We start from the raw sequence: 25469 nt of genomic DNA on the forward strand, positions 1-25469 counted from the left end.
TACCCCCTTAACCCACTATCCCATACCCCCTGTCTTACTCACTGCTCTCTCGCCAGCTTCAGGAACACTTCCTCCAGGTCCTGTTGGCCGAACCGGTCGACGATCTCTTGGGCGGTCCCTTGCGCGACGATCTTGCCGCGCTGCAGGAAGATGATCCGATCGGACATCTCTTCCATCTCGCGCATGTTGTGCGAGGTGTAGAGGATGCTGAGCCCCGTGGAGCGCCGCACCTCTTTGAGGACGCTCCGGATCTTGTGCGCGATGTCGGGGTCGAGGCTCGCCGTCGGCTCATCCAAGAACAGGACCTTCGGCTCGGTCAGGATGGCCTTCGCCAGCGCGAGCCGCGTCATCTGCCCGGACGACAGCTTTCGCGTGACCTTGTGCCGAAACTCCTCCATTTCCAGAATCTTCACCACCTCGTCGATCCGCCGCATGATCTCATCCATCCCGTACAGCCGCGCGATGAACCGGAGGTTTTCCTCGACGGTGAGCGCGTACGGCATCGAGATGTACGTAGAGGAAAAATTCACGCGGCTCAGGATCGATTCGCGATCGCGCTCCAGATCCAGCCCGAACATCCGGATCGATCCCGCACTCGGCGTCACCAACCCGAGCAACATCTGGATCGTGGTGGTCTTCCCGGCCCCGTTGGGGCCGAGCAGGCCGAGGATTTCCCCCTCCCGGATCTCGAACGAGATCCCGTCGACGGCGGTGAAATCCCCGAAGCGCTTCGAAAGGTCGGTGACCTGGACGATTGGAGGGGGCATGTGCGGGTGTCCGGCTGTCACGGCCGGTACGGATCGATCGTCAACGTTCGATTCTACACTATGAAACGGGCGGCTGAGGGTCACCGCCGTATCGCCTCTCAGTTGAACAAAAAGTTCTGGATCCTCTCGGGAAGATGGCACGTCTCGCACTTCTTGCTCAGCGTCTTCCCTTCATACTCCGTCGTGCCGTCATGACAACGGAAACAGTCGGCCAGCGCCTTGGTGCGCAAGGTCGTGCCCTCGGGGTGAGGCGGGAAGTAGGGCTGGCCATCCTCGGCTACGTGACCTCGAGGGATCACGATCGGATAGCCTTTGATCGGCGTCCCGTGCACCACGCGGGAATGACAGGTCGTACACCCTTCTCCCTGCCCGCGCTTGGCGAACGCGGCCATGTGCTTGCGGTGGCTCATCACGAGCCCCACGTCCTGCACGGGAGGCGGTAAATCGCGCGGGGCGACCTCCGAGACGCGGAGGACCGCCTGATGACAGCCGATGCAGACGCTGGAATCGACTCGTGCGTCGAGGTTGTCCGGCTCGGTCGGGGTCCCGAAGAGATAGATGGCCAAGTCCTTGCTGCCGTTCCAGGCCTTGTCGTGCAGCCAATTCTCAATCCCGGGGCGGACGTGACACGCGACGCACGTAACCTCCCTGTGCGTGGAGACCTTCCACGTGTCGTAGGCGGGTTTGATCGTATGGCAGCTCGCGCAGAACTCGGGATGGTTGGTGATCGGGACCGCTGCCCCCCCCAGGATCACGGCGCCGGCTACGATCGCCAGTATGACGAGAGCCTGGGGTCTGCGTCTCATTGCTTGGGAAAGCGGCGGACGATCAGCTCGCAGAGTCCTTTGACGTCATCCGGATCGAAGACGGGCACCGAGACGTCGACCGGATGGTTCGACACGACGGCCAGGATCCCTTCAGGCGAGACCGGCACTTCTCCGATTTGGTCCCGGACGACGACGATCTTGGGGAATCCCTCGCTCTTCCAGCCCTCGGCGATGATGAGGTCCAGATCCCGGCTCAAAAAGCGCTCGCGCAGCTCCTCGACGCGAATCTCGCTCGAGACATCCGAAAACAGGGCCAGGCTGCCCTTCGACACGACGATGACGCTGCTGGCTCCGGCGCGCTTGTGCCGCCAACTATCCTTGCCCTCGGTGTCCAAGTCGAAGCCATGCCCGGCGTGCTTGATCGTGGCGACCCGATAGCCGGCCAGGACCAATTCCGGAATGAGCCGCTCGATCAGCGTGGTCTTGCCGCTGTTCGAGCGACCGACGAAACTAAGGATCGGAACCGCCATGATCCCTCGTCACTCGCCCCTAGGCGCAGAAGTGAATGCGTCAAGCACGCCGACGTCAGCAACAATCAGCGGGATGGCCGGTCGCAGCCGCCTGATGCTCGTTGGACCAGATCCCCGGCGCCAGAATCTGCACCGTCACCCGGTCCCCCGGGGTGAGGCGCTCCACGTGCTCCGGCACATCGATCAAGCAATTGGCCTTGACCATCGACGTCAGGATGCCCGACCCCTGATCCCCGGTGGTCCGTACCTTCAAGACGCCTCCCTCGCGGCTCAGGACCCCGCGCAGGAAATGGCGCCGGTCGGCTCGCTTGGAAAACGTCTCTTGGAAGACGGCCTCGACCACCGGACGACCGAGCGTGCGGCGGCCGGACATCTTGAGCATCGTCGGACGGACGAGCTGCTCGAACGTCACCATCGAGGAAACCGGGTTACCGGGAAGCCCGAAGGCGAGCTTCCCCTGGATCTTGCCGAAGGCGAGGGGTTGCCCGGGACGGATGGCGAGCTTCCAGAAATTCATCTCGGCCCCCAACTCCTTGAACACGGCCTTCGTAAAGTCATAGTCGCCCATCGAAACCCCGCCGGAGAGCACGAGGATGTCCGCATTCAATCCGTGCCCGATCTTCTCCTTGAGGGCCGCCGGATGATCGGGCGCGATCCCGAGCAGAATGGGAATGCCTCCCGCTTCCTGGACGGCTGCGGCGATCCCGTAACTGTTCGAATTGATGATCTTGTCCTCGTTGAAGCGTTCATCGAGATCGGCCAGCTCGTCTCCGGTCGAGAGGATCGCCACCCGCGGTCGCTGGTACACGAGCACGAAGGACTTGGCCAGCATCGCGAGCATGCCGGCCTCGGCCGGGCGGATCGGCGTCCCCTTGGGGATGATGCAATCCCCCCGCTTCACGTCCTCCCCCTGGGGTCGGATGTTGGCGCGCGGCTCGACGGGCTTGAAAATCCTGACGGCGTCCGCGGACGGCTCCGTCTCTTCCACCTTCACGACGGCATTGGCCCCTTTGGGGATCGGCGCACCGGTCATGATCCGAATCGCCTGACCCGGCCCGACGGCCTTGGTCGCCACCTTGCCGGCCGGCACTTCCTCGATCACCTTCAAGACGACCGGCTTGCCGATCGCGTGCTCCTGCTTGAGATCCTCCCAGCGCACGGCAAAGCCGTCCATCGCCGAATTGTCCCACGGCGGATTGTCCCGTGTGGCGACGATGTCCTCACCCAACACCCGGCCGAGCGCATCGAGGAGACCGATCTTCTCGAGCCCGAGCGGTCGTGCCGCCTCCAGCACGATCTTCTGCGCCTCGTCCAAGGGCGTGAGATCAGACTGTTTCAGATCCATGACGTCCTGCCAGGTCTCGAGCAAAGAGGAGGCTTGGGTGCCGCGCTTCGAAGCATGTCGCCTGTCCCGTCAGTGATGGTGCCGTGGTGCGACGCGCAGCAAGGAGCCGCTCTTCTTACAGAACGCGTCGACCTTGTTGGCGATCGTGTGATAGGCCTCGGCGGTCGGCGTGTCCGAGTAGAACATGGCGAACGGCTCGCCGGCGTCGCTCTGGGTGACGACCTCCGGGTCGAGCGGAATCCGCCCCAGAAACGGCACGCCCATATCCATCGCCGACGCCTCCCCGCCCCCCTTGCGAAACACCTCGATGTGCTTTCCGCAGTGGGGGCAATCCAGACCGCTCATGTTCTCGACGATGCCGATGATCGGGACCTCGCTGTCCTTGCAGAAGGTGACGGACTTCCGGGAGTCGAGGAGCGCCACCTCTTGCGGAGTGGTCACGATCACCGCCCCCGTCACGCTCCCCAACAAATCGATGGTCGTGACCGACTCATTGCCCGTTCCCGGCGGTAGATCGATCAGCAGGAAGTTCAAGTCCTGCCACTCGACACCGCCGAGCAACTGGTTGATGAATTCATATTTGTACGCATCGCGCCAGATGATGGGATCGTCGGGATTCTGGAGCAGGAACGACATCGAGGCGATTTTCAGATTGTACGCCTGGAAGGGGATGATGCCGCCGGTCGTGCTGATTTTGAGCTTCTGCCCCTCGGCGCCCACCATCTTGGGAATGTTGGGGCCGTGGATGTCCATATCGCAGATCCCGACCTCATACCCCTTCAACGCCAGGCTCACGGCAAGGTTGGTCGTCACCGTGCTCTTGCCGACCCCTCCTTTGTTGCTCATGACGAGGACCTTGTGCTCGATCCGCTCCATCCGCTTCGCCACGAGCCACCGGCTGTGCCCTTCCTTGTCCTTTTGACAGCGCTCCGTTTCGTCGCAGATCGCGCACGCCCACAAATAGGTGCAGGTATCTCCGCTCCCGGCGCCGGACGGTTGGATGATGTTCAGTTCTTTCGGCATTGCGCGTCTCCGTTCCGATCCTGTGATCCCCTCAGGCGATTGTCCGACCGCCACTCAGGCGGCCCTCCCCGTGCCGCCCCTGCGCGGCGCGACTGCTCCCGACCTCCTCGCCACTCAGACGGTTCGCTCCAGACGGTCGTTCGACACGTCACTCGTCACGTCGGTCGGACCGGATCTTCTCGACGGCGTGATCGAGCACCGGCAGGATGACCGACAGGTTCTCCTTGACGCCTTTGGGGCTCCCCGGGAGATTGATGATCAGCGTGTGTTTGCGAATGCCCGCCGTCGCCCGTGACAGCATGGCCGTTCGCACCTTCTTCAAGCTCTCCTGTCGCATGGCTTCGGCCATGCCCGGGATCTCCTTGTCGATCACGTCCCGCGTGGCTTCCGGCGTCCAGTCGCTCGGTCGGACGCCGGTGCCGCCGATCGTCAAGAGCACGTCGGGCCCGTGGTCGTCACAGACCCGGATCAATTGATCGCGAATCCACTTCCGGTCATCGGGCACGACGTCATACGAAATCACCGTCGCCGGCAGATTCCGCACGATCTGCTCGAGGTCGTCGCGCCCTCGATCCGGCTCTTCCTGTGCGAGGATCTTCGTGCTGACGACGAGAATCGAGACGCGAAGCATGGCGCGGCGGCTCCATCACCGCCGCCGTGAGGAATCCGGAACGGACACGTAGTCCCCGGTGCCGGCCATGGCCGGCTTCGGAATCGGGATGCCGGCTCCGGCGCGCGACGGCGCGGCCGATGCCTGGTCCTCCGCCTTCGGCCGTCTCCCGAAGATACCCGCGCTGATGATCCCCACCTCATAGAACACGTACATGGGGAGCGCCATCAAGCACTGATTGAAGGGATCCGGGGTCGGGGTGAGGATCGCGGCGACGAGGAAGGCGCCGAGAAACGCCCACTTCCGGTAGCGCTTCAAAAAGGGGGCGGTCACCCAGCCGAGCTTCGCCATCAGCGTGATCGCCAGCGGGACCTCGAAGATCAGCCCGAAGACGAGCAGAAACCAAAGCGCGAATCCGACGTATTGCGCGATCGACAGTTGCGGGATGAACCCGGAGTTCACGCCATAGGAGATCAGGAAGTTCAGCGCGAACGGGAGCACGAAAAAGAACGAAAAGAGCACCCCCGAGTAGAAGGCGGCGGTGCTGATCAACACAAAGGGGCCGACGAACCGCCGCTCGTGGCTGTGCAACCCCGGCACGACGAACTGCCAGACTTCCCACAACACGTACGGGGTGGCGAGCACGAGGGCGAAGAGGCCCGCCACCTTGACGTTCTGCCACAGCGCCTCGGCGGGCGCCAGGAAGACGAATGGGATCGTGGGGAGATCGGTCGGCACCCACTCCAGCTTTCCGGGCACGAACATGTTCTGGAGCGGCACGCGCAACCACTGCACGAGAGTATCGGCGAAGAAAAAGGTGGCGACGAAGACCAGCCCCACCACGATGACGGCACGCGTGAGCCGAACCTGGAGCTCGACGAGGTGCTCCATGACCGGCATCTTCTTGTCTTCGAGCGGCGCGAAGACGGAGTCCTGGAGCCACTTCCCAAGGTGCTTGAAATTCACGCGTGCCCTCGGTGCCGTCGCACTACTTCGGGTTCACCGCCACGAACAAGTTGTTCCCTTGCCGGCTCAGCAGGAGGACCGCCATTTCCTCTTTCTTGATCTTCGCCGCCGCCTTCTGGTAGTCCTCCAGCGACTTGACCGGCTCGTGATTGATCTCCTGGATCACGTCGCCCCGCTGCAGCCCGGCCTGCTCCGCCGCGCTGCCCGGCTCGACTTGGTTGATCACGACCCCCGTCGTCTTGCTCGGCAAGTTCAACTGGCTCATCATCGCGGCATCCAACGCCTGCACGCGCAACGCGGCGAGGACGTTGTCCGGCGGCTTGACGGTTTCTTGCGGGGGAGCGGCCGGCTCCTTGCGGGCCAGCATCTCATCCGACGGTCGCTCCCCGACCTTGACCGTGAGGGTCTGTTCCTTGCCCTCGCGGAGAATCTTCAGCCGGGCCGACCGGCCGACGAGCGTGCGCGCCACCATGTTGCGGAGCTGGCTGACGTTCTTCACCTCCTTGTCGTCGAAGGCGATGATGACGTCGCCACGCTTGAGCCCGGCGCTGGCCGACGGGCCGTCCTCGTTGACATCGCTGATCAGGACACCGCTTCGCTTCTGCTCGGGCAACTTGAAGGACTTCGCCAGCGCCGGCGTGATCTCCTGGATCGCGATACCGAGCCAGCCGCGCACCACTTTTCCGGTTTTCATGAGCGATTCGGTCACGTCCATCGCGATCGTGCTGGGAATCGCGAACCCGATCCCCTCCGATCCGCCGGTCCGGGAGAAGATCGCGGTGTTGATGCCGATCAGCTCGCCGTTCATGTTGACCAAGGCGCCGCCGGAGTTCCCGGGATTGATGGCCGCATCCGTCTGGATGAAGTCCTCGTAGTCGGCGATGCCGACGTTTCCACGGCCGAGGGCGCTGATGATCCCGAAGGTGACGGTCGAGTTCAGCCCGAACGGGCTGCCGATGGCCAGGACGAAGTCGCCCACCTGCAACTTGTCGTAGTCCGCCCACTTCAACGCGGGCAAATTGTCCGCTTCGATCTTGATCACGGCAAGATCGGTCTTGGGATCCGCCCCGATCACCTTGGCTTTGAATTCCCGGCTGTCGCTGAGCGTGACCGTGATTTCGGTGGCGTTGTCGACCACATGATTGTTGGTGAGGATGTACCCATGCGGATCGACGATCACGCCGGAGCCCGCGCTCTGCTCGGGCCGGCCGTGGGGTCCGGGGATCGGAGGCGGCCCGGGCGGCTCCATGCCTGGCGGCTCTTCACCCGGAGGCCCTCCACCGGGCGGGCCTCCAAACGGACCGGGCGGGAGCGGGCGGCGTCCAGGCCGGCCTTCTCCCCCACCGACGACGGCCACGTTGACGACGGCCGGGGTCACTTTCTTCACGATGTCGGCGAAGCTTTGCAGGCCGGCCGGCGGGATCGCAGCATCCGAGGGCACCGAAAACGGGCTGATTCCGACCATGCTGACGCACAGCAGGGCGGCCGCGAGGCGACCGGGTAGGGCCTTCCAGAGACACGTCATACGCACACGTCCACGGACGATGGTTTCCATTGTGGGATCCCTCAATGACTATGGCGGTGTTGGCTGGTCTCGCTCGATTGCTTGTGGAAAACGGATCAATTTTACACTAACCTCTCGTTCCCGTTCAAAGGCAAAAACCTGGGAAACCGAGCACGACCCCGCTGTCCTGATCGTTGGTTCAGCGCTCGAGCGGCTCGAAGTGCGGGACGAAGAAACCGGCGAACCGAAGTCGCCGTCGAGGAGAAGGAGCAGGAGCAGCGTTGGAAGCGGATGAGACCGCCGGATCAGGAAGAGGCCAAAAAAAGAGCGGAGAGGATTTCTCCCCTCCGCCCGGTACGCTGAGCGAGATCTTACTCGCCGCCCTTATCCTTGCAAAAGCTCCGCTCGTAGTTGATGATCGTCCACGCTTCTTCTTCATTGATCGCGGCCGGAATCAGCGGGACCATACCGGTCCCCGGGCTGCCGTTCTTGATCACCCAAAACAGCTCGCCGTCCTTCCGCTTCTTATGGAACTTACAGTTGGTGAAATTCCGTGGGCTGGGGTTCAGGATCTGACCGGCCGGGCCATCGCCCTTGCCTTCCTTGCCATGGCAATTGAAGCAGGTGCCCTTCCCCTCGAACAGCGCCTTCCCCTTGGCGATGTTCTCCGGCGTCGCGGCGACCGGATTCTTCAGGCCCTTGGCTTCTGCAATTTGATCGGGCGGGACGCGCGGCTTGAGTGGGTCACGCTCCTCCGCGACCGCCACAGTCGCGGCAACGAACATGAGTGCGGACAGCACACCGACGGACTTCGCAAAGTACCCCATCACGGCTCCTCCTTTGTGTGAAATCACCGATGTAAAATGGATGTTGATAAATAGGCTGGCAGCTCTACTCAAGCCAAAAGCGGCGGCACTATAGCAATGCCCCTTCGCCTTTGTCAAGCAAAACGCCGCCTCCTCCGTCCCCTTCGGAAGCCACCTCAAACATCATGCCATCGGGTAGTCCCGGGCGGCTAGGCGCGAGATGCGCAAGGGCTCTTCTTCTGTTGGGAAACTCTCTTGAGAGAGGGGAAGAGACGGCGGCTGCCTGACTCACCTACACGATTTCGCCCCAGCCGCTGTGGCCGCACGGGACAGAACCGCCCCACGACGAGCTATTTTTTCAGCACAATGTCCCGCGCCACCTTTCCGCTGGGCCCAAACGGGCCCTGTTCCTTGCCGTTGAGCGCAACCCGGACGCCGCCGGCATTTCCGAGGGTCAACGTAAAACGATCGTTCCCTTTCCACTGGACACGCTCCCCGGGCCTCATCAAGGCCTCCTCCGGGCTGCCTCCATCGACTTGCACGACGACCCAGGTCAACTCCAACGCCTCGACATCGAGAACCAGCGGGCTGTCCGAGACGACACTGCCGAGCAGCGAGTCGGTTCGCACTTTGGTAGGAATACTCTCGTCGCCCGGGGGAAGCACCGGCGAGACGGGAACGAGCGCCGACGGGGGCGCGGATACAGCCGGCACGACGGCCGGAGCTTGATCTTTGCCCGCCTCCGAGCCCTTCACTTCGGCCGGCGTCGGCGCGATCGGCGGGGGCGCCGGCTTGCTGCTCGACTCCGTCTCGATGCCGTGATGGACGGGGACCGATCCCGTGCGCTCCTTGGACATCAGGAGCACGAGTCCCAGGAGCGCCACCCCCAGCGCGGCCAAGACGACCTTTCGGTTGGCCTTCCGCCGCCGGTCATCCTGCACCTGTTTGAGGCGCAGCAGCTCCCGCTCGGCTTGCTTTTCATAGAAGGCGCCCGCGGAGCCCTCGAACCGCCGCATGGCGTCTTCTTCGTCCAATCCCAACGACCGGGCGTAGGATCGGACGAATCCCTTCGCGAACACCTGATCGGGCAGCTTGGTGAAGTTGCCTTCTTCGAGCGCGATCAGGAAGTCCGGATGGATGCGCGTCTTGGAGGCCACATCGTCGAGCGTGAGCCCCTTCGTTTCTCGAACCTGCCTGAAAAACTCCCCAATGGACTCCATGGTCGTTACGGCTTGAGCCGCTCCATCAACCTGCCGGCTTCCGCCGCGTATTGCCCTCCCTTGTCGAGTGCTTGGACTCGGGCCAGCGTTTCCCTGGCCTTCGCCTGATACCCCAGACGAGAATAGACGCGCCCCAACTCGAGGTTCAGCACGGCTGCCGGGACCGAGGCGGGGCTGATGAGCAGTGCGTCCTCGAATGCTTGGGCGGCGTTCTCGATGTCGCCTTCATGCGCGAGGGCTCGCCCCAGATTGAACCAAGCCTTGTCGGGCGTGGCATAGAGCGGATTGGCCAGCGCGCGGCGATACTCCTGGATGGCTTCGGGCCATCGCTGCTGCCGCTCGAGCACCTGTCCCAGATAATTGTGCGCTTCCGAGTAATCGGGATCGATGCGCAACGCTTCACGGAACGACTCTTCGGCCTGCGGGTACTTTCCCTGGAGCGCGTACAGATGTCCGAGCGAGTAGTGGGATTCTTTGTGCTTGGGATTGAGCTGGATCGCCTTCTGGAACGCGACGAACGCCTGTTGCCGGTCGCCGTCGAGGAAGGCCAGGCCCTCCTGGTAGTGCCCTTTGGCCATCTGCATCTTCTCTTCGCTGGCGCACGCCCCCAGCAGCAGAAGGACGCAGACGGCCCCGAGGACGCGGAGCGACCGCTCGGGCGGGCGGGACGCGGCGCTCGTTGGTCGGCTCACGTAAGGTCCTCGAAATGCGTCAATCGCTTGAATTCCCGGAATCGTGCCTCGATTTCCTTGTAGTCCAGATTCCGGAGGCGGTCAAGGCTGAAGGCTTCCACGGTGAACGACGCCATCACGCTGCCGAAGATGATCGCCTGCCGGATCGCGGCATCCGAGTCATTCCCGGTCGCGGACAGATACCCCATGAACCCGCCCGCAAACGTGTCCCCGGCCCCGGTCGGGTCCTTGACCTGCTCCAGGGGGTAGGCGGGAGCACCGAACGCCTGTTTCTCGTTGAACATCAGGACCCCATATTCTCCGCGCTTGATGATCAGATGCTTCGGACCCTTGGCCAACACGGTCTTGGCCACCTGCACGAGGTTGGAGTCCTGGCCCAGCAGCCGAGCCTCGCCGTCGTTGATGATCAAGACATCGACGTGCTCGAGGACGCGCCACAGCGCCTCGCGCTTGCCTTCGATCCAGAAATTCATCGTATCGCACGCGACGAGCGACGGCCGCTCGACCTGTTTCAGCACGTCGAGCTGGAGCTCGGGATCGATGTTGCCCAGAAACAGCATATCGGGCGAGCGATAGCGCTCGGGAATCTTGGGACGGAACGTCTCGAAGACGTTCAAACGTGTATCGAGCGTGCGGGCTTCGTTCAACTGGTAGGTATACTCCCCCTTCCACCGGAAGGTCTCCCCGGGTCGGCGCTCCAGCCCGGCAAGGTCGATCTGCCGGCTCTTCAAAAAGGCCACGTGCTGCTCGGGAAAATCCTGACCGACCACGGCGATGAGCTCGACGTTGGTGAAGTAGCTGGCGGCGACGGAAAAATAGGTGGCCGAGCCGCCCAAGACCTCTTGCACCTCGCCGAACGGGGTGCGAACGGTGTCGAGCGCCACGGAGCCGACGACGAGCAAGCGTCCCATCACCGGCCCCCTTTCTTCGGCAGATAGCGGCCGATCAGCAGCTCGAGCTTGGCCCGCGTGCGGGGCGGAATGGCCTCGGGCGCCGTCACGACCGCCTGTTTCAACGCCGACCCGCAGCCGCAGTCCCGCGGCTCCCGTGCCACGGCGATCGCCCCGCGGATCACGCGCTTGGCGGCTTCCACGTTCTTGTGCAGGATGGCCAGGATCATGTCGACGGTGACCGCCTCCTCGCTTTCGTGCCAGCAATCATAGTCCGTCACCAACGCCATCGTGGCGTAGCAGAGCTCGGCTTCCCGGGCCAGCTTGGCCTCCGGCATGTTCGTCATGCCGATCACATCCACGCCCCATTGTCGATAGAGGAGCGATTCCGCTTTCGTGCTGAACTGCGGGCCTTCGATGCACACATAGCTGCCGCGCTCGTGGACCGACGCTCCGACGGCGTGCGCGGCATCGGAGAGCGCCCGTTGGACCGTGCGGCAGATCGGCTGGCCGAACGCGACGTGCGCGACGACGCCGCCGGTAAAAAAACTGCTGTCCCGGCGCTTGGTCAAATCGATGAACTGGTCGGGGAGCACGATATCCCCGGGCTTGACCCGCTCGCTCATGCTGCCGACGGCGCTGACCGAGACGACGCGCGTGACGCCGAGCGATCTCAGGGCGTAGATGTTCGCCCGATAATTGATCTCGCTCGGCGACAGCCGATGGCCGCGTCCATGCCGGGCGAGAAAGGCGATGCCGACGCCGTCGAGCATCCCGACGACCAGTGCATCCGACGGGTCCCCGAACGGCGTCTTGACCCGAACCTCCCGGACGCGGTCCAATCCGTCCATCGCATACAGCCCGCTGCCGCCGATGACCCCGATTTCCGCCAGTGCCTGTGCCGCCCGCGCCATGATCCGTCCTCCCGTTCCCTACGCCGACACCGCCGTCGCCCACCCGACCGGTCCATCATCCATCCTTGCCGCCCCACGGTCCCGCACCACTCCAAGAACCCGCTCGGCCGTTCGCTCCGCCGGCTCGTCAGCCGCGACCATGAGCCACACGACGCCTGGTTCTCTCCGAAACCAGGTCATCTGGCGCTTGGCAAAATGCCGGGTATCGCGCTTCAGCCGCCGGCAGGCCTCCTCGAACGAATACTCCCCGGCCAGATAGCCCGCCATCTGCCGGTATCCCAGCCCTTTCATCGACCCGAGGTTCCGGCTGTAGCCGCAGGCGAGCAACCGGCGAGTTTCATCGACCAGCCCTCGGGCGATCTGCTCGTCCACACGGGCATCGATGCGCCGATACAGCTCGCTTCGGTCCCGCACCAGCCCGATCAAGAGCGTCGAAAACGGACGCTCGGCAAACGCATGCTCACGGTGCAGATCGGAAAGGCGCCGGCCGGTGGTCTCATAGATCTCCAAGCCGCGGATGATCTTCGCTTCGTCTCGAGGGTGGAGGCGTGAGGCGAGGTCGGGATCGATCGCGGCCAGCCGACGATGCAGATGCTCGGGGCCTTCGATGCGGGCGAGATCGCTCAAACGGCGCCGATACTCCCAATCCGCGGGTGGCCCTTCCCACAGTCCGCGGACGACCGCCCGAATATAGAGTCCCGTTCCGCCGACCATCAGCGGCACCCGGCCCTCCCGGTGCAGCCGTCGGATCTCGGCCAGCGCCAAGCGCCGGTATTCGCCGACATTGAACGGCTGGTCTGGCTGAACGAGGTCGAGCAAACGATGCGGGACCCCGCCCCGCTCGTCTTCTCGGGGCTTGTCCATCCCGATATCCATGCCGCAATAGACCTGCCGGGAGTCCGCCGTCAGGATCTCGGTCTGCAGGGCCCGCGCCACGGGGATGGCCATCCGACTCTTGCCGACCGCCGTCGGCCCCAGGAGCACGACCAGCGGCTTCGCGTCCCGGGACGGTTCGCCGATCTGCTCTGCCTTCCCTGACAACATGCGCGGTCCGCCCCTCCTACAGACGACCGAAGACCCGCTGCAACTCTTCAGCCGGCAACCGCAACGCGATGCGACGGCCGTGCGGGCAGGTCGTGGGACGGCCCTCCGCCAACCAATCCTCGATCAGTGACTTCATTTCCGGTAAGGCCATCGGCCGTCCCGCGCGAACCGCGCTATGGCACGCGAGCGACGCCAGGATCGGATGGACGCGTTCCTCGAACGAAACCCGGCCGCGAGCCTCAGCGACATCATCGAGAAGCTCGGCGATGAGACTGGACGCCGACACCCGCCCGAGCACGGCGGGCACCGAGCGGACGACGAAGGACGAGGGGCCGAAGGGTTCGATTTCGAGGCCCAGGCTGGCGAGATCGCCGAGGTACTCCTGAAGCAGGGCACCGGCGTGGGGGGGCAACTCGATCGTCTCAGGGACCAGGAGCGCCTGAGAGGCGGGCCTCTCCGCCGTCAGCCCGCGCTTCAGGCGCTCGTAGAGCACCCGCTCGTGTGCGGTGTGTTGGTCGATGACGCACAATTCCGTCCCCACCAGCGCCACCAGGAATGTCTGATGGAGCTGCCCGTACGGCACGACGTCCGCCGGCGGCGGCTCTGTGAGATAAGCCGTCCGCCCTTCTCGAGCCTCGGGCGTCTCGGTCCAGGAATCCAATCGAGTCGCAGACCGAGTAGGACTCCACTCCTGCGCATCGGGCTCAGAGCCTCCGCCAAGACGGGGCTGGACACCAGGAGGTGCACCGATGCCCGCCATCCCCGCACCGACTTCGCGGCCAGCGGACCAGCCAGGGAAAATCCCACGTTCCGCCGGGAGGTCCGACGCCCCGGCGCCGCCGGAATGGGCACCCGTCCCGGCTTCCGCGAGCCCTACGCCAAGCGCCGCGCGCACCGCCCTTCGAACAGTTCGGTGAATGACGTCCTGGTCTGCAAAACGGACCTCGCGCTTGGCCGGGTGAACGTTGACATCGAGCCGGGAGGGGTCTGCTTCGATCCACAACACGAACAAGGGATGCAGCCCTTTGGCGATCGTCCCTCCATACGCGTCGTAGACCGCGTGCGTCACCGTCGCGTTTCGCACGGCGCGGCGGTTGACCAAGAGCTCTTGAGGGCTACGGCCGCCACGCGCGTGCACGGCCTTGATGGTCAGACCCTCGACCTTGAGACCCGGTCCCTCCGCATCCACGGTCACCATCTGCTCGACCATTTGCATGCCGTACACCTGCAGGACGCGCTCGCGCCCGGAGGCGACCGCCGGGTAGTCGAACACGCGCTGCCCGTTGTGTCGGAGCCGAAAAGAGATCTGAGGCCAGGCCAAGGCGGCCTGCTGGACGACCTGACAGATATGGGAGAGCTCGGTCGCCGGCGTTTTCAGGAATTTCTTGCGGGCGGGCGTATTGAAGAACAGGTCGCGGACCTCGATCTGGGTGCCCGGGGGGGACGCCGCATCCTCGAGCACGACACGTACGCCGCCGGCGATCTCCAGCCGCGTCCCGATCGTCTCCCCACGCGGCGTGGTGAGGAGACGGACCTGGGAAACCGCCGCGATGCTCGGGAGAGCCTCCCCGCGAAACCCGAGCGTCCGAATGGAGAACAGCTCGGCGTCCGACTGCAGCTTGCTGGTGGCATGCCGCTCGAAGGCGAGCGGCACGTCCGCCCGGCTCATCCCTTCACCGTCGTCGACGACCTTGATCAGCGTCCTCCCGCCGTCGGCTACCTCGACGGAGATGCTCGTGCTTCCCGCATCGATGCTGTTGTCCACCAACTCCTTAACGACCGCGGCCGGCCGCTCGATCACTTCGCCGGCGGCAATCCGGCTCACGACCTCGCCCGGCAGCACGCGAATTTTTCCGGTGATGACATCGACCTTCATCTAGACCTCAGGGGTGCTCCGGCAAGAACCATCGGTCAGGCAGGGTCTTTGGAAGACCGGACGGCCAGACGTCCGATCGAGACGACGACACCAGGGGGAATCGACCCTTGAAGACTCTCATCACTGACCGCATGGAATCCCACTATCGAATCTCGGCGAGTTTGTTCTTGGCCAGCTTGGCTTCGTCCGAGGTGGAGTACTCCTCGATCACGCGCTTCAAATAGCTGCGCGCTTTCGGGAGGTCGCCCGACTCCGCGGCAACCACCCCCAGTTTGAACAGAGCGGGCGGCACCTTTTCACTGCGGGGGTAGTCGCTGACGACTTTTTGAAACGCCTGCATCGCCTTTCCATACTCTTTCAAGCTCAAGTAGGATTCGCCGATCCAGTAGTGCGCGTTCGGGGCCAGCGAGGTGCTTGGAAAATCCTTGAGGAACCGCTGAAAACCGGTCACGGCCAGGTCGTACCGCCCGTTGAGATAGTCGTTGTACGCGAGATTGAAGGCCGAGGTCGGCGAGATGCCGGGCGTCCCCGGCAGCGGCGCCGGGCTCGAGGGCGATGGCGCCTCGGGAGGCTCGACCGGACGCATTGTTTTCGCCGACACGCTCCCCTCGTCAAGCTTGCTCATCCCGGAAGCGCCCCCGTCCTCGAGTCGCGCCAGCCGGCGTTCCAGCTCGCTCATCCGCGCGCTCAACTCGTTCACCCGCTGCGCCAGGCTCTCGGTCGTCCTGGATGCGTCGTGGCCGATGGCGGCACCGCCCTCCAAGGCTTGAAAGCGGCGTTGAAAAGCGTCCTGCTTCTTGCTGAGGACCGCCACTTCTTCGCGCAAGTCCAAGTAGTCGGCGTGCTTCGCACAGCCTGCAGGGAGCAAGGCGACGATGCCCATCCCTATGTAGAGAGCCATTCCAGTGTGTCGTTTCATCGGGATCATTCACCAGGTTCGAGATGGTCGACGAATCTGTTAACGAATCTGTTTCAATTGTGCGAGCTTCTCGAGCGCCTTGCCGGCCTCGGGGCTGTTGGGATAGCCGTCGACGACCTGGCGCCAGACGGACGAAGCGCGATTGCGGTCCTTGAGGGCGAGATACGCGAACCCCTTCTTCAGCAAGGCGGCCGGCACCTTGTCGCTATGCGGATAGGCGGTCTTGACCCGATCGAATGCTTCGATCGCGCGGGCGTAATCCTTTTTGCCGTACAGACACTCGCCCAACCAATACTGGGCGTTGGCGGCGAGGTCCGACGTCGGATAGTCGGCGAGAAATTGCGTGAAGCCCTGCAAGGCGGCGTCGAAATCGCCGTGCTTGAACGTCGCGATGTGCCGGTCGTACACCTCTCTTGCTCGGACGTCCCGTGGCGACTGGCTGTGAGCACCCGGATCCGGCGGCGCGGGCTGTGGAACCGTGGACGGAATGCTGGCAGGCGCTGGAGCGGCCAAGGCGTCGCCGGGCCCCGACTGGGGGCGCGATTCCTCAACGGATCGCGGCGGCGCCTCCCGGGTGCTCCTCAACTGCAGGACGGCCTGATTCAGCGTGGCGAGTTGCGCATCCAGCCCGTGCAGGTTCTTCATCATTTCATCCAACCGTCGATCCTGCTCCTCCACCCGGCTGATCACCTGCCCGCTCACCGTTTCGAGCGCCTTGGCGACCGACGCAACACTCTTGTTCACATCGTTCAGATGCGCGGTCGTCGTTTTCGCGTCATTTTCCACCTTGGCCGTCAGCGCATCGGTCCGGCCCGAGACTTTGTTGCTGAGGTCGGCGAGGCGTTGTTCTTCCTGCACGAACTTCTCGCCCAACCCGGTCAAAGCCTTCTTGTAGTCGGCCAAGGCCTTACCATACTGAGCCATCTGCTCGGTGAGGGTGCGGCCTTGGGCCTCCAGTTGCTGGATGCGCCCTTCTCCGGCCGTCAGCGCCTTGTCCTGCTCATCCAGGCGTCCGCCCAGCGTCTTCACCATGGAAGCGACCGTGCCGTTCATGGCTTCGAGGCGGGCGTTCAGGCCGTCGATTCGGCTGGTGAGCCTCCCCACTTCCTCGTGGAGACGGTCCCGCTCGGCTTTGGCGGTGGACGCCTGATCACTTTGAGCCTTTTCCACGCCTGCAACGCGACGGGCCAGTTGATGCTCGACATCGTCGACCCGGCTGCGGAGGACGGCCAATTGGTGAGAATCCTTGTCCAAGCCCCCGCGTAGGGCGGGCAGTTCCTCCTCGCGCAATGCGGAGATCTCCTGGCTCAGGCGCGCACGCGTCTCACTGACGAGCTTGTCGATGTCCAGCTTGGCTTGTTTGACGGTCTGCTGCAGCTCTCGATCGCGCTGATCGAGCTGTTTGATCTGTTTCCCGAGATCCCCTTTGACCTGATTCAATTCGGCCTGTTGCGCCAAACATCCGGACAGCAGGAAACAGAGGAGCCCACCGATGAGCAGGCCAGGTCGACGACCCTGCGGCCGGTGAGGGCTGTGGCATCGGCTCACTGTCTCCCTCCTTCCTTTTCAAGGACCATGGATTACTGGGCTCGAACGGCCAGATGGCCGCGGCGGTTCTTCTGGTAGCACGCCTCATCACGCTCTTTGCAGAACGGCCGCTCCTTGCCATACGAGACCACGGTCAACTGCTGGGGGCTCACCCCCAACTCGACGAGGTATTTCTGCACGGCCTTGGCCCGCTTCTCACCCAGCACGAGGTTATAGGCGAGGGTCCCGCGCTCGTCGCAATGCCCTTCGATCATGATCATCTTACCGGGGTTGGCTTTCAGCCATTCCGCATCGAGCATCAGGGTCTGCTTGCCTTCATCGGTGATCTGCCAGCTGTCGAACCCGAAGAACACGTCTTCCAATCCCGCGGCCGCGGTGGCGATCTGCTCACGCTGCATCTCTTCGATCCGCCGGCGGCTCGCGTCGGCCGGTTCGGTCTTTGCGACCAGCATGTCGCCCGGCACCCGCTGCTCATCCGAGCCCTTGCTCGTCATCGGCGCGTGCGGCGGCTCGCTCGTCGACAACGAGGGAACCGGGGTCGCGGGCGAAGACTCGAGGCCCGAGGGCTCGAGGCCAGAAGGCTCGAGGTCCGGCGGCCGGTCCATCATGCGGGCTGAAGGCTCGCTGGATCGGGGTGCCGGGGACCCGACGGAGCCCGCATTCGGACTCGTCGCCCCCGACGGCGGGCTCGGACGCGAGGCGACCGTCTCTTTCTTGGCGCCCGGCTCGAACGACTTCGACCCGGATGTCGCCTGGATGGATTTGCTGCAGGCCGCAGCCGACAACAGCAGGAACCCGAGCACTCCGGTCACGAAGAACAGGGGATAGCGTCTGTACATAGGGGGCTCCTTCTTGCAAGTAATACTATCAGGGCCTCCACCGCCGTAGACCATACTACAGCGGCGACCAGCTTGGACTTGTATGGGAGACGCCGCCGGAAGTCAACCGTTCTGCGTCGGTCCCATCGCTGTTGATGATGTAGATGTGGCTTTTCCCTTCCGCCGTCGAGCTGAAGACGAGGTGGCGCCCGTCCGGCGACCACGACGGCGAGTCATCGACCCCGGGGCCGGAGGTGACGCGCACCCGTTTTTGCCCATCCGGGGTGATCAAGCAGAGTTTGTATTGATGCTGCTCGGTACGGCAGACGTAGGCGATCCATTGGCCGCGCGGGGACCATGCCGGCGCCGCATTGTAATCCCCCTCGAACGTCAGGCGCCGGACATTGGAGCCGTCCGCGCTCATGATGTAGAGCTGCGGGCCGCCGCCGCGGTCGGAAGCAAAGACGATTTCCCGACCGTTCGGCGACCACGACGGCGACAGGTCGCCCGAGGGATGCACCGTCAGGCGCTGCAAGCTTTTCGTGTTCGTTTCCATTTTGTAGATCTCGGAGTTGCCGTCCTGGCTGGTCGCGAACGCGAGCCAATTCCCGTCCGGCGACAACGAGGGGGTGATGTTCAAGCCCGGGAGCGCGACCAGCGTCCAGCGTCGGCCGGTGGCCAATTCCACCATGTCGATATGTTGCTTGGTCCGGTCCCGATAGGAGGTGAAGATCAGGTAGCGCCGGTCCAGCGACCAGCGCGGCATCAGATTCAGAAAGCCGTCGGCCGTCACCTGTCTGGGCCCGTACCCATCGTAGTCCATCACATAGAGCTCGCGGCTGCCGTTCTGTTCGGAGACGAACGCGATCTTGGTGCGGGCGATCCCTTGCTCGCCGGTGTACCGAAAGACCAGCTCATCGGCCAGGCGGTGCGCCATTTGGCGGATGACCGAGGGCGAGCCGACATAGCGGCGATCAGCGACGACGTCCCCGGTCCCGCCGTCATAGACGAAGCCGTCCAGGAGCAGATCAGGATTGCGCATCGAGAGCTTACCCCAGACGAGCACGGAGATCCCCTGATCGGACGCCAGGCGGAACAACTTCTTGTCGACAGCATCCCGGCCGGCGCTTCCATTCAGCTTGATGCCGAGCTTGGGCAGATCGGCGACGGCAAAGACGAGCGAGCGCCGGAGATCGGCGCGCAGCACTTCCGCCGCCTTGTCCCCCATCGTCTCCGGTTCACGTCCCTCTCGAAACCCCAGCACCCCGATTGGGATCTTTTGGAAGTCCGGCCGTGTCGCTTCCAAGAACACGTCTTCAGCTCCGGACTCCAAAATTCCGACCAGCGCACCGAAACAGACCAGATAACTCGCCAACACGATGATCCGCATACTCAACTCACTGATTCGCCAACTGTAAAACTGAAATGCGCGTCGAGGTATGCCTGCCCCATGTCCGACGGAAACGCCGGCAGCGGGTTGGCGGCGAGCACGGCGCGCTTCGCGGCCAGATCATAGTATTCGTTCCCCGAGCTCTGCTCGACGGCGATATCGCTGACGCGTCCGCTTCGTTCCAATCGAAAACGAATCACGACCTGGAGCGCGCGCCCCGCACTCTCCACCTGAGGGGCCACCCATTGATTACTGATGCGCTTTTGGACGAGCGCCAGGTAGGGGTTGCCCGCATTGACGCCAGGCAACTGCAAGCTCGTGACGGGCCCCTTTGTCGCCGGCGGCTTGGCCGCGACCTGCGGCTCGGGAGGCAGCAACCGTTGCGCCGGAGCCGGGGGCGGCGGAGGGGGTTGGGCGAGCTTCTGAAGTTGCTGCGCCAGCTCCTCGCTGACCGAAGCGCGCGGCGGAGCAACACGAGAGCGGGCCGGATCGGGCGCTGCCGGGGCTGGGATCGAAGGCTGAGGCACATCCAGCGCCTTGATGAGCTTCTGCACCTCTTCGTCGGTCCGGGTAGCCGCCTCAGGGGAGCCGGTGGGAAGCGGCTTGACCTCGCCGAGCTTCGGGACGTCCGGGAGGTTGAATCCGCGCAACACATCGCGGTTCAGCGCGGGGCGCGACGGGGGAGGCGGAGGCATGGGATGAACGCTATTCGGTTGGGATGAGCGGACGGCGGGGGGTGGAACCACCGCGGCAGGCGGCATCGGCTCGCGAACCGGAGGGGTCGATGGAGTGGCCGGCGGTGCGATCGTTTCCTTGACCTTTGGTATCGGCCTCGTCGGTGCAAGAATCGGTGCCGGCGGGGGAAGCCGGACGGGCTCGGGAACCGGCTTCTCCTTGGCGACCTGAGGCGTAGGTCTCGGCGCTGCCACAGAGTCGACCGGACTCGACCGTGTCGGTTCCACCGGCTTGGGTGCGGGCGCCTCGACCTTTGGCGTAGGCAAGGTGACGAGCGACACCTGGTAGCTGGCGAGCGGCCGCTCAGATTTGGACATGCGAAGCCCGCTAAGCGAGAGGAGGAAGACCACGTGAAGCACGAGCGAAACGGCGACCATCCACCGCATCGAAGCCGGGAGGCGAGAAGGCGAGCCGAACGACAGGATCTGCGACGTGTCGGCGGCCATCAATGCCTCCGATCGTTCACCGGCTCTTCGGTGACGCGCTCGTGCGCGGGCGCGTCCGTCACCATGCCGAGCTTTTCGATCCCCGACCGCTTCACCCCGTCCATCACCTGAACGACCGTTCCATACGGCACATCGCGGTCCGCGCGCAGATAAACGGAGACGTCCGCATTGCGCTCCCGGATCGATTTCAGCCGCTCTTCCAGATAGGCGAGCGGCACGGGATCCTTGTCCACATAGACCTTCTGATCGCGCTCGACCGTCAGAACGACCCGTTCTTCGGGCTTGATCGTGTTGCTGGAGGAGGTCGGGAGATTGATGTCCATGCCGCGGTACAGCATCGGCGCGGTCACCATGAAGATGATCAAGAGGACGAGAACGATGTCCACCAGCGGGATAACGTTGATCTCGGCTAAGAAACGGCGCCGGCGACTCTCAAACATCATCCCCGGATCCCGACCTGCTTCAGCCGCCCCTGCACGTAATTCAACAACTCAATGCTGAAGGCGTCGACGCGTGAAGCGGACTTGCGGATCCGGGCTAAGTAATAATTATACGCGATGACGGCGGGGATTGCGGTAAAGAGCCCGGCGGCCGTTGCAATGAGCGCCTCGGCAACGCCGGGGGCAACGGCGGCGATGCTGGCCGTCCCTTGCTTGCCGATCTCGCGGAATGCGTCGATGATCCCGAGCACGGTGCCAAGAAGACCAATGAAGGGCGTAATGTTGCCGGTCGTCGCGAGAAAGGGGAGATAGGCCTCCTGCCGTGAGATCTGTTCCTGGATCGTATGAGACACGACCCGGTCGAGGTATTGCCGATCGGGTGGGTCGTACTCCGCGGCCGAAGCGAAACTTTCCGGGCTGTCGCGCTCCGGTGCGACCCGATCCATGACGGTCGCGAAGACCGCGGCGCAGGCGCTCGCCGGGTGGCGTTTGGCATGCCGGCGGAGCTCCTCCTTCTCCTGCGATCGGCCATAGGCTTGAAGAAAGCGCTGATCCTCCTTGTCGCTGAGGCGGAATACGCGCCACTTATAAAGGATGATGCTCCAGGAGACGACGGAGAAAATCAAGAGAGCGAGGAGAACGACTTTCGACACTGCTCCAAGTGAACCGATAAGACCCATCGGACCGGCTTGGAACATCATAGGCGGTTAGCGGAACGCCTCCCGAGGGATGGCCATAACACCTTCATGCTGTGACACGATCGGAGGAAAGTGGCGGGGCCGACGGGACTTGAACCCGCGACCTCCAGATTGACAATCTGGCGTCCTAACCAAGCTGAACGACGGCCCCCCGTTTCATGAGGCAAGGATGATATCCGTGCAGGATCTGCAGCGAACTCGAGGCGACAGAACTCGGCTCTCCCTGACTCCACACTTCTCTTGCCTGGTAGGCGGAACAGGGATCGAACCTGTGACCTCTGCCTTGTAAGGGCAGCGCTCTCCCAACTGAGCTATCCGCCCAAGAATTCCTTAAGGCTGGTAAGCGTTTGCGGATACTATCAACTCCGCCCCCCCTTGTCAACAATCGTTCCGCCTCGTCGCCTCGTCACGTCACGCGCGGTCCCTCTGGGGCCCCGGTTCGCCGGCTCTTTCGAGGAAAGTATGCCGTGTGCAACCGCTTGAGGCGCGCCTGCTCCACCCGAGTATAGATTTGGGTAGTGGAAATCTTGCTGTGGCCCAGCATCGCCTGGACCGCGCGGAGATCGGCCCCATGCTCGAGCAGGTGTGTCGCGAACGAATGTCTCAGCATGTGCGGCGAAATCGGTTTCCGGACGCCGACTGATCGCGCCCGAGCGCGAAGGATCGTCCAAAAAGCCTGGCGCGTCATCTTCGTCCCCCGCCGGGTGATGAAGAGATGCGGCGAAGGCCGTCCTCTGAGCAGGGCGGGACGTGCCTGCTCGAGATACTCCTGAATCTTCCGCCTCGCATGATCGCCGATCGGTACGACTCGTTGCTTGTCACCCTTCCCCGTGGTGAGGACATAGCCGGCTGCGAGGTTGATGTGCCGCAACTCGAGGCCAACCAACTCGGACACCCGCAACCCGGTCGCGTACAGCAACTCGAGCATCGCGGCATCCCGCACCGCTTCCGGCTTCGTCCCGAGGCCCGCCTCGAGCAGTGCCGTCACCTCCCGCTCGGTCAGCGTCTTCGGCAACCGCTGCCATTGCCTCGGCGATTGCACGGCCAGCATCGGGTCTTCGGCGACTATGCCCTCCCGGGCGAGGAACCGGCAGAAGCCTCGGAGCGCGGCCATGCTCCTCGCCACGGAGGCAGGCGAGAGCCGCGACCGAGTCAGGTGATCGAGAAAGTCGCGGACCCGCGGGCGCGTCAATCCGGCCGCGTGCTCCACTCTTCGCTCGTCCAGGAACTGCTGGAGCCTCACCAGATCTCTCCGATAGGCCGCCACGGTATTGTCCGCCGCGCCACCTTCCAGCCGAAGCGTGGCCAAGAACCGATCGACGAGGCCGTCGAGCGGCCGACTCAAGGCATCGTACGGTCTATCGGCAGTGCGGTCGTTCACGCCATGCGCCCCCTGTCACTTTGGGGCGGGACTATACCATGAACTGCCGCATTGCGAGCACGGCGCCTGCCTTGACACCCCAAACGATCGTCTCCTATAGTGACTCTGTCCATGCTCGCCTGTGCTTACCGTTCCTTCACAAATCGTTTGCTCCCTCGATCGGCTCATTTGGTTTCCGGCATCCCAATCATTCGGAGGCGGCGCGCCGTTGGAGCAGCCGGAGCAGCGTGGCTCCTGCTGATCACGCTGTTGCTCCCACTGGCTCCCGGCGCCTGGGCTGTTGAAGCGGCCGAGGCCGGGAGGCAGTCCCCGGACAGCCCCCGATCATCGCTCGAACATGCCAAGGCATTGATCGAAACACACCAGGAAGGCGGGGCCATCCTCGCGCTCAAGAAGTTCCTCGCGTCGAGCCCTCGTCCGGACGAGGTGGATGACGCCTATTTGCTCATGGCGGCGGCCCTGATGGGGAAGAAGGACTATGAGGAGGCGCTCTCCTACCTCCATCAGCTCCTCGCCGAATTCCCGTCGTCCGAATTGACCGCTCGGGGACGCCTGATGATCGGCGCCGCCCACCTGGCCCTGGGAAAGCCCGACGCGGCGTTGTCGTCGCTTATCGAGGCCAAAAACACGATCGAGGAGCCGGAGTCCAAGCGGCAGGCCGTCAGAATGATCGCGGAGCTCTATGCGCAGAAGTCGGACTGGCTGCGGGCGATCCAGGCGTGGCTCGAAGAGCTCGCTTTATCCCCGCCCGACCAGCGCGCCGACTCCCGTGACCGGATCAAGGACGCGATCTTCGAGAAATTGGATCGCAAGGGACTCATGCGCATCCGCGAGATCTATCCGGCCGAATTTCCCGGCGACCTGGCGCTGATGCGCCTGATCGAGATGCAAAACGCCCAGGGCGAAGAGCACCTCGCCGAACGGAACATCCGGCTCTTCCTCGGTCGATTCCCGAATCATGAGTTCGCGCCGATCGCCCAGGACATGCTCACGGCGTTTGAGAACAAGCTGAAGGCCTCTCAGTTCCTTTTCGCCGCCGTCCTGCCCCTGTCCGGCAAGCTCCAAGCGTTCGGGATGGAAGCGCTGAATGGGATCCAAATTGCGATCGACAAGGCGCGCGATCACCTCGGCCTCAATGCCGTGGCGCTGCAGGTGATCGACAGCGAAACCGACAAGGCCGCCCTGAAGCTGGAGCTGGCCGACCTGCTCGAGGAGCGCCGCCCGCTCGCGGTGATCGGTCCGCTCCTGTCCAAGAATCTGCACGCGATCGCTCCGCTCTCGGAGCAGCACGTGACACCGTTCATCACGCCCTCGGCCAGTCTCTCGGACGTCCGCCGGCTCGGCCCGTACCTGTTCAGCACGGCGATGACCCAGCCGTTGCAGGCGCAACGATTGGCCGAGCATGCGATGACTCAGCTCGGCTACAAGCGTTTTTGCATCCTATATCCCGACACGCCATATGGGCATGAGTTGGCCGACCTGTTCGCCATGGAAGTGAAGAAGCGCGGGGGCGAGTTGATTGCCGTGGAAGCGTACAAGGAAACGGACACGGACTTCGCGAAACCGATTACCCGCCTCAAGGAAGCGGACTTGAAAAAATACGGCCAAGCGGTCACGACAAAGGCCACCAGACACGGGAAGCCCGTCACGAAGGTCCAATATACGCCCGGCTTCGATGCGCTGTTCCTGCCGGCCGACTTCAACCAGGTGGCCCTCATCGCCCCGCAGTTGCTGTTTTACGACGTGAAGGTGCCCTTGCTCGGAGGCAACACCTGGAACTCGCCGATGCTCACGAAGCTGGCGGACCGATCGGTGGACGGCGGCACGTTCGTGGATGGCTTTTTCATCGACAGCCCCGACCTGGCGGTCCGAGAGTTCGTCGATCGGTATCGAAAGAAATATCAGACCGACCCTTCTCCGTTTGCTGCACAGGCCTATGACGCGGCGCGAATCGTCGTGGAGGCGATCCGTAAGGGGGCGACGAGCGGGCGGGCCGTCTACGAGCAGCTCGTGCACAGCCGTGATTTTCCGACTCTCACCGGACCCGCTGGGTTCGGCCCGGGTGGGGCGCTCGAGCGGCGGCTCTATGTGATCCATATCAAGAACGGACGGCTCGTGCAGTTGAATTAGTGGGGTTCGT

The 25469-nt window shown here is 63.7% G+C and carries 24 protein-coding genes and 2 tRNA genes; 1 reads left to right on the forward strand and 25 read right to left on the reverse strand.

Annotated features, from left to right (window positions below; genetic code table 11):
* Positions 1 to 38: 38 nt before the first annotated feature.
* From ACWHYV_RS16400 to xerD, 25 genes are all read right to left on the reverse strand, one after another.
* Complete coding sequence (locus ACWHYV_RS16400; protein ID WP_447977570.1) at positions 39 to 767, reverse strand: ABC transporter ATP-binding protein; 729 nt, start codon at positions 765 to 767, stop codon at positions 39 to 41.
* 98 nt (positions 768 to 865) lie between these two features.
* Positions 866 to 1573: a cytochrome c3 family protein gene (locus ACWHYV_RS16405; RefSeq protein ID WP_447977571.1), complete on the reverse strand. Its 708-nt coding sequence runs from the start codon at positions 1571 to 1573 to the stop codon at positions 866 to 868.
* On the reverse strand, positions 1570 to 2064 hold the full coding sequence (mobB, locus tag ACWHYV_RS16410; protein ID WP_447977572.1) for a molybdopterin-guanine dinucleotide biosynthesis protein B: 495 nt from the start codon (positions 2062 to 2064) through the stop codon (positions 1570 to 1572). The genes ACWHYV_RS16405 and mobB overlap by 4 nt, the downstream gene beginning before the upstream one ends.
* Before the next feature lie 55 nt (positions 2065 to 2119).
* Positions 2120 to 3409 (reverse strand): molybdopterin molybdotransferase MoeA, encoded by a 1290-nt coding sequence (locus tag ACWHYV_RS16415; protein WP_447977573.1) that lies wholly within the window; start codon positions 3407 to 3409, stop codon positions 2120 to 2122.
* A 69-nt stretch (positions 3410 to 3478) separates the two neighbouring features.
* Positions 3479 to 4432, reverse strand: a complete 954-nt coding sequence (locus ACWHYV_RS16420; protein WP_447977574.1) for an Mrp/NBP35 family ATP-binding protein — start codon at positions 4430 to 4432, stop codon at positions 3479 to 3481.
* Between the two features lie 148 nt (positions 4433 to 4580).
* Positions 4581 to 5063 (reverse strand): MogA/MoaB family molybdenum cofactor biosynthesis protein, encoded by a 483-nt coding sequence (locus ACWHYV_RS16425; RefSeq protein ID WP_447977575.1) that lies wholly within the window; start codon positions 5061 to 5063, stop codon positions 4581 to 4583.
* A gap of 15 nt (positions 5064 to 5078) precedes the next feature.
* On the reverse strand, positions 5079 to 6008 hold the full coding sequence (tatC, locus tag ACWHYV_RS16430; protein ID WP_447977576.1) for a twin-arginine translocase subunit TatC: 930 nt from the start codon (positions 6006 to 6008) through the stop codon (positions 5079 to 5081).
* 22 nt (positions 6009 to 6030) lie between these two features.
* Complete coding sequence (locus ACWHYV_RS16435) at positions 6031 to 7533, reverse strand: DegQ family serine endoprotease (RefSeq protein ID WP_447977577.1); 1503 nt, start codon at positions 7531 to 7533, stop codon at positions 6031 to 6033.
* Between the two features lie 350 nt (positions 7534 to 7883).
* The gene (locus ACWHYV_RS16440; RefSeq protein WP_447977578.1) at positions 7884 to 8339 is read right to left on the reverse strand and encodes a c-type cytochrome; all 456 of its coding nucleotides are present in this window, start codon (positions 8337 to 8339) and stop codon (positions 7884 to 7886) included.
* A 329-nt stretch (positions 8340 to 8668) separates the two neighbouring features.
* Entirely contained in the window at positions 8669 to 9538 is an 870-nt protein-coding gene (locus ACWHYV_RS16445) for a helix-turn-helix domain-containing protein (protein ID WP_447977579.1), read from the reverse strand.
* A gap of 5 nt (positions 9539 to 9543) precedes the next feature.
* A complete protein-coding gene (locus ACWHYV_RS16450) occupies positions 9544 to 10230 on the reverse strand; it encodes a tetratricopeptide repeat protein (protein WP_447977580.1) in 687 nt (228 codons plus the stop codon).
* Complete coding sequence (locus tag ACWHYV_RS16455) at positions 10227 to 11141, reverse strand: PfkB family carbohydrate kinase (RefSeq protein ID WP_447977581.1); 915 nt, start codon at positions 11139 to 11141, stop codon at positions 10227 to 10229. The genes ACWHYV_RS16450 and ACWHYV_RS16455 overlap by 4 nt, the downstream gene beginning before the upstream one ends.
* Positions 11141 to 12034: an S-methyl-5'-thioadenosine phosphorylase gene (gene mtnP, locus ACWHYV_RS16460; protein WP_447977582.1), complete on the reverse strand. Its 894-nt coding sequence runs from the start codon at positions 12032 to 12034 to the stop codon at positions 11141 to 11143. The genes ACWHYV_RS16455 and mtnP overlap by 1 nt, the downstream gene beginning before the upstream one ends.
* Before the next feature lie 18 nt (positions 12035 to 12052).
* Positions 12053 to 13078 carry a tRNA (adenosine(37)-N6)-dimethylallyltransferase MiaA gene (miaA, locus tag ACWHYV_RS16465; RefSeq protein WP_447977583.1) on the reverse strand — a complete coding sequence of 342 codons (1026 nt, stop codon included), beginning with the start codon at positions 13076 to 13078 and terminating at the stop codon, positions 12053 to 12055.
* 16 nt (positions 13079 to 13094) lie between these two features.
* Entirely contained in the window at positions 13095 to 14954 is a 1860-nt protein-coding gene (gene mutL / locus ACWHYV_RS16470) for a DNA mismatch repair endonuclease MutL (protein WP_447977584.1), read from the reverse strand.
* A 142-nt stretch (positions 14955 to 15096) separates the two neighbouring features.
* Positions 15097 to 15855, reverse strand: coding sequence for a tol-pal system protein YbgF (gene ybgF, locus ACWHYV_RS16475; RefSeq protein WP_447977585.1), 759 nt, complete (start codon positions 15853 to 15855; stop codon positions 15097 to 15099).
* Positions 15856 to 15912: 57 nt separating this feature from the next.
* Positions 15913 to 17421: a tol-pal system protein YbgF gene (gene ybgF / locus ACWHYV_RS16480; RefSeq protein WP_447977586.1), complete on the reverse strand. Its 1509-nt coding sequence runs from the start codon at positions 17419 to 17421 to the stop codon at positions 15913 to 15915.
* 32 nt (positions 17422 to 17453) lie between these two features.
* Positions 17454 to 18260: a peptidoglycan-associated lipoprotein Pal gene (gene pal, locus ACWHYV_RS16485; protein WP_447977587.1), complete on the reverse strand. Its 807-nt coding sequence runs from the start codon at positions 18258 to 18260 to the stop codon at positions 17454 to 17456.
* 55 nt (positions 18261 to 18315) lie between these two features.
* Entirely contained in the window at positions 18316 to 19629 is a 1314-nt protein-coding gene (gene tolB / locus ACWHYV_RS16490) for a Tol-Pal system beta propeller repeat protein TolB (protein ID WP_447977588.1), read from the reverse strand.
* 2 nt (positions 19630 to 19631) lie between these two features.
* Positions 19632 to 20810 carry an energy transducer TonB gene (locus ACWHYV_RS16495; protein WP_447977589.1) on the reverse strand — a complete coding sequence of 393 codons (1179 nt, stop codon included), beginning with the start codon at positions 20808 to 20810 and terminating at the stop codon, positions 19632 to 19634.
* A complete protein-coding gene (locus ACWHYV_RS16500) occupies positions 20810 to 21253 on the reverse strand; it encodes an ExbD/TolR family protein (RefSeq protein WP_447977590.1) in 444 nt (147 codons plus the stop codon). The genes ACWHYV_RS16495 and ACWHYV_RS16500 overlap by 1 nt, the downstream gene beginning before the upstream one ends.
* Positions 21250 to 21903, reverse strand: coding sequence for a MotA/TolQ/ExbB proton channel family protein (locus tag ACWHYV_RS16505; RefSeq protein ID WP_447977591.1), 654 nt, complete (start codon positions 21901 to 21903; stop codon positions 21250 to 21252). Before ACWHYV_RS16505 ends, ACWHYV_RS16500 begins: the two co-directional genes overlap by 4 nt.
* A 118-nt stretch (positions 21904 to 22021) precedes the next feature.
* Positions 22022 to 22099, reverse strand: a tRNA-Asp gene (locus ACWHYV_RS16510).
* A 94-nt stretch (positions 22100 to 22193) separates the two neighbouring features.
* A tRNA-Val gene (locus ACWHYV_RS16515) sits at positions 22194 to 22269 on the reverse strand.
* An 85-nt stretch (positions 22270 to 22354) separates the two neighbouring features.
* The gene (gene xerD / locus ACWHYV_RS16520; protein ID WP_447977592.1) at positions 22355 to 23329 is read right to left on the reverse strand and encodes a site-specific tyrosine recombinase XerD; all 975 of its coding nucleotides are present in this window, start codon (positions 23327 to 23329) and stop codon (positions 22355 to 22357) included.
* A gap of 249 nt (positions 23330 to 23578) precedes the next feature.
* Here xerD and ACWHYV_RS16525 point away from each other — a divergent pair, with 249 nt between their 5' ends.
* Positions 23579 to 25459, forward strand: a complete 1881-nt coding sequence (locus ACWHYV_RS16525) for a penicillin-binding protein activator (protein ID WP_447977593.1) — start codon at positions 23579 to 23581, stop codon at positions 25457 to 25459.
* Positions 25460 to 25469: the final 10 nt, after the last annotated feature.

This window comes from Candidatus Nitrospira bockiana (genome assembly GCF_965152565.1).

Excerpts from the sequence above, each read along its gene's own strand:
- ACWHYV_RS16445 (WP_447977579.1), bottom strand. The coding sequence starts at position 9,538 with ATGGAGTCCATTGGGGAGTTTTTCAGGCAGGTTCGAGAAACGAAGGGG.
- ACWHYV_RS16405 (WP_447977571.1), bottom strand. The coding sequence starts at position 1,573 with ATGAGACGCAGACCCCAGGCTCTCGTCATACTGGCGATCGTAGCCGGC.
- mobB (WP_447977572.1), bottom strand. The coding sequence starts at position 2,064 with ATGGCGGTTCCGATCCTTAGTTTCGTCGGTCGCTCGAACAGCGGCAAG.
- ACWHYV_RS16400 (WP_447977570.1), bottom strand. The coding sequence starts at position 767 with ATGCCCCCTCCAATCGTCCAGGTCACCGACCTTTCGAAGCGCTTCGGG.
- mtnP (WP_447977582.1), bottom strand. The coding sequence starts at position 12,034 with ATGGCGCGGGCGGCACAGGCACTGGCGGAAATCGGGGTCATCGGCGGC.
- ACWHYV_RS16425 (WP_447977575.1), bottom strand. The coding sequence starts at position 5,063 with ATGCTTCGCGTCTCGATTCTCGTCGTCAGCACGAAGATCCTCGCACAG.
- mutL (WP_447977584.1), bottom strand. The coding sequence starts at position 14,954 with ATGAAGGTCGATGTCATCACCGGAAAAATTCGCGTGCTGCCGGGCGAG.
- ACWHYV_RS16415 (WP_447977573.1), bottom strand. The coding sequence starts at position 3,409 with ATGGATCTGAAACAGTCTGATCTCACGCCCTTGGACGAGGCGCAGAAG.
- miaA (WP_447977583.1), bottom strand. The coding sequence starts at position 13,078 with ATGTTGTCAGGGAAGGCAGAGCAGATCGGCGAACCGTCCCGGGACGCG.
- ACWHYV_RS16455 (WP_447977581.1), bottom strand. The coding sequence starts at position 11,141 with ATGGGACGCTTGCTCGTCGTCGGCTCCGTGGCGCTCGACACCGTTCGC.
- pal (WP_447977587.1), bottom strand. The coding sequence starts at position 18,260 with ATGTACAGACGCTATCCCCTGTTCTTCGTGACCGGAGTGCTCGGGTTC.
- ACWHYV_RS16435 (WP_447977577.1), bottom strand. The coding sequence starts at position 7,533 with ATGACGTGTCTCTGGAAGGCCCTACCCGGTCGCCTCGCGGCCGCCCTG.
- ACWHYV_RS16420 (WP_447977574.1), bottom strand. The coding sequence starts at position 4,432 with ATGCCGAAAGAACTGAACATCATCCAACCGTCCGGCGCCGGGAGCGGA.
- ACWHYV_RS16440 (WP_447977578.1), bottom strand. The coding sequence starts at position 8,339 with ATGGGGTACTTTGCGAAGTCCGTCGGTGTGCTGTCCGCACTCATGTTC.
- ybgF (WP_447977585.1), bottom strand. The coding sequence starts at position 15,855 with ATGGCTCTCTACATAGGGATGGGCATCGTCGCCTTGCTCCCTGCAGGC.
- ACWHYV_RS16495 (WP_447977589.1), bottom strand. The coding sequence starts at position 20,810 with ATGGCCGCCGACACGTCGCAGATCCTGTCGTTCGGCTCGCCTTCTCGC.
- ACWHYV_RS16500 (WP_447977590.1), bottom strand. The coding sequence starts at position 21,253 with ATGATGTTTGAGAGTCGCCGGCGCCGTTTCTTAGCCGAGATCAACGTT.
- tolB (WP_447977588.1), bottom strand. The coding sequence starts at position 19,629 with ATGCGGATCATCGTGTTGGCGAGTTATCTGGTCTGTTTCGGTGCGCTG.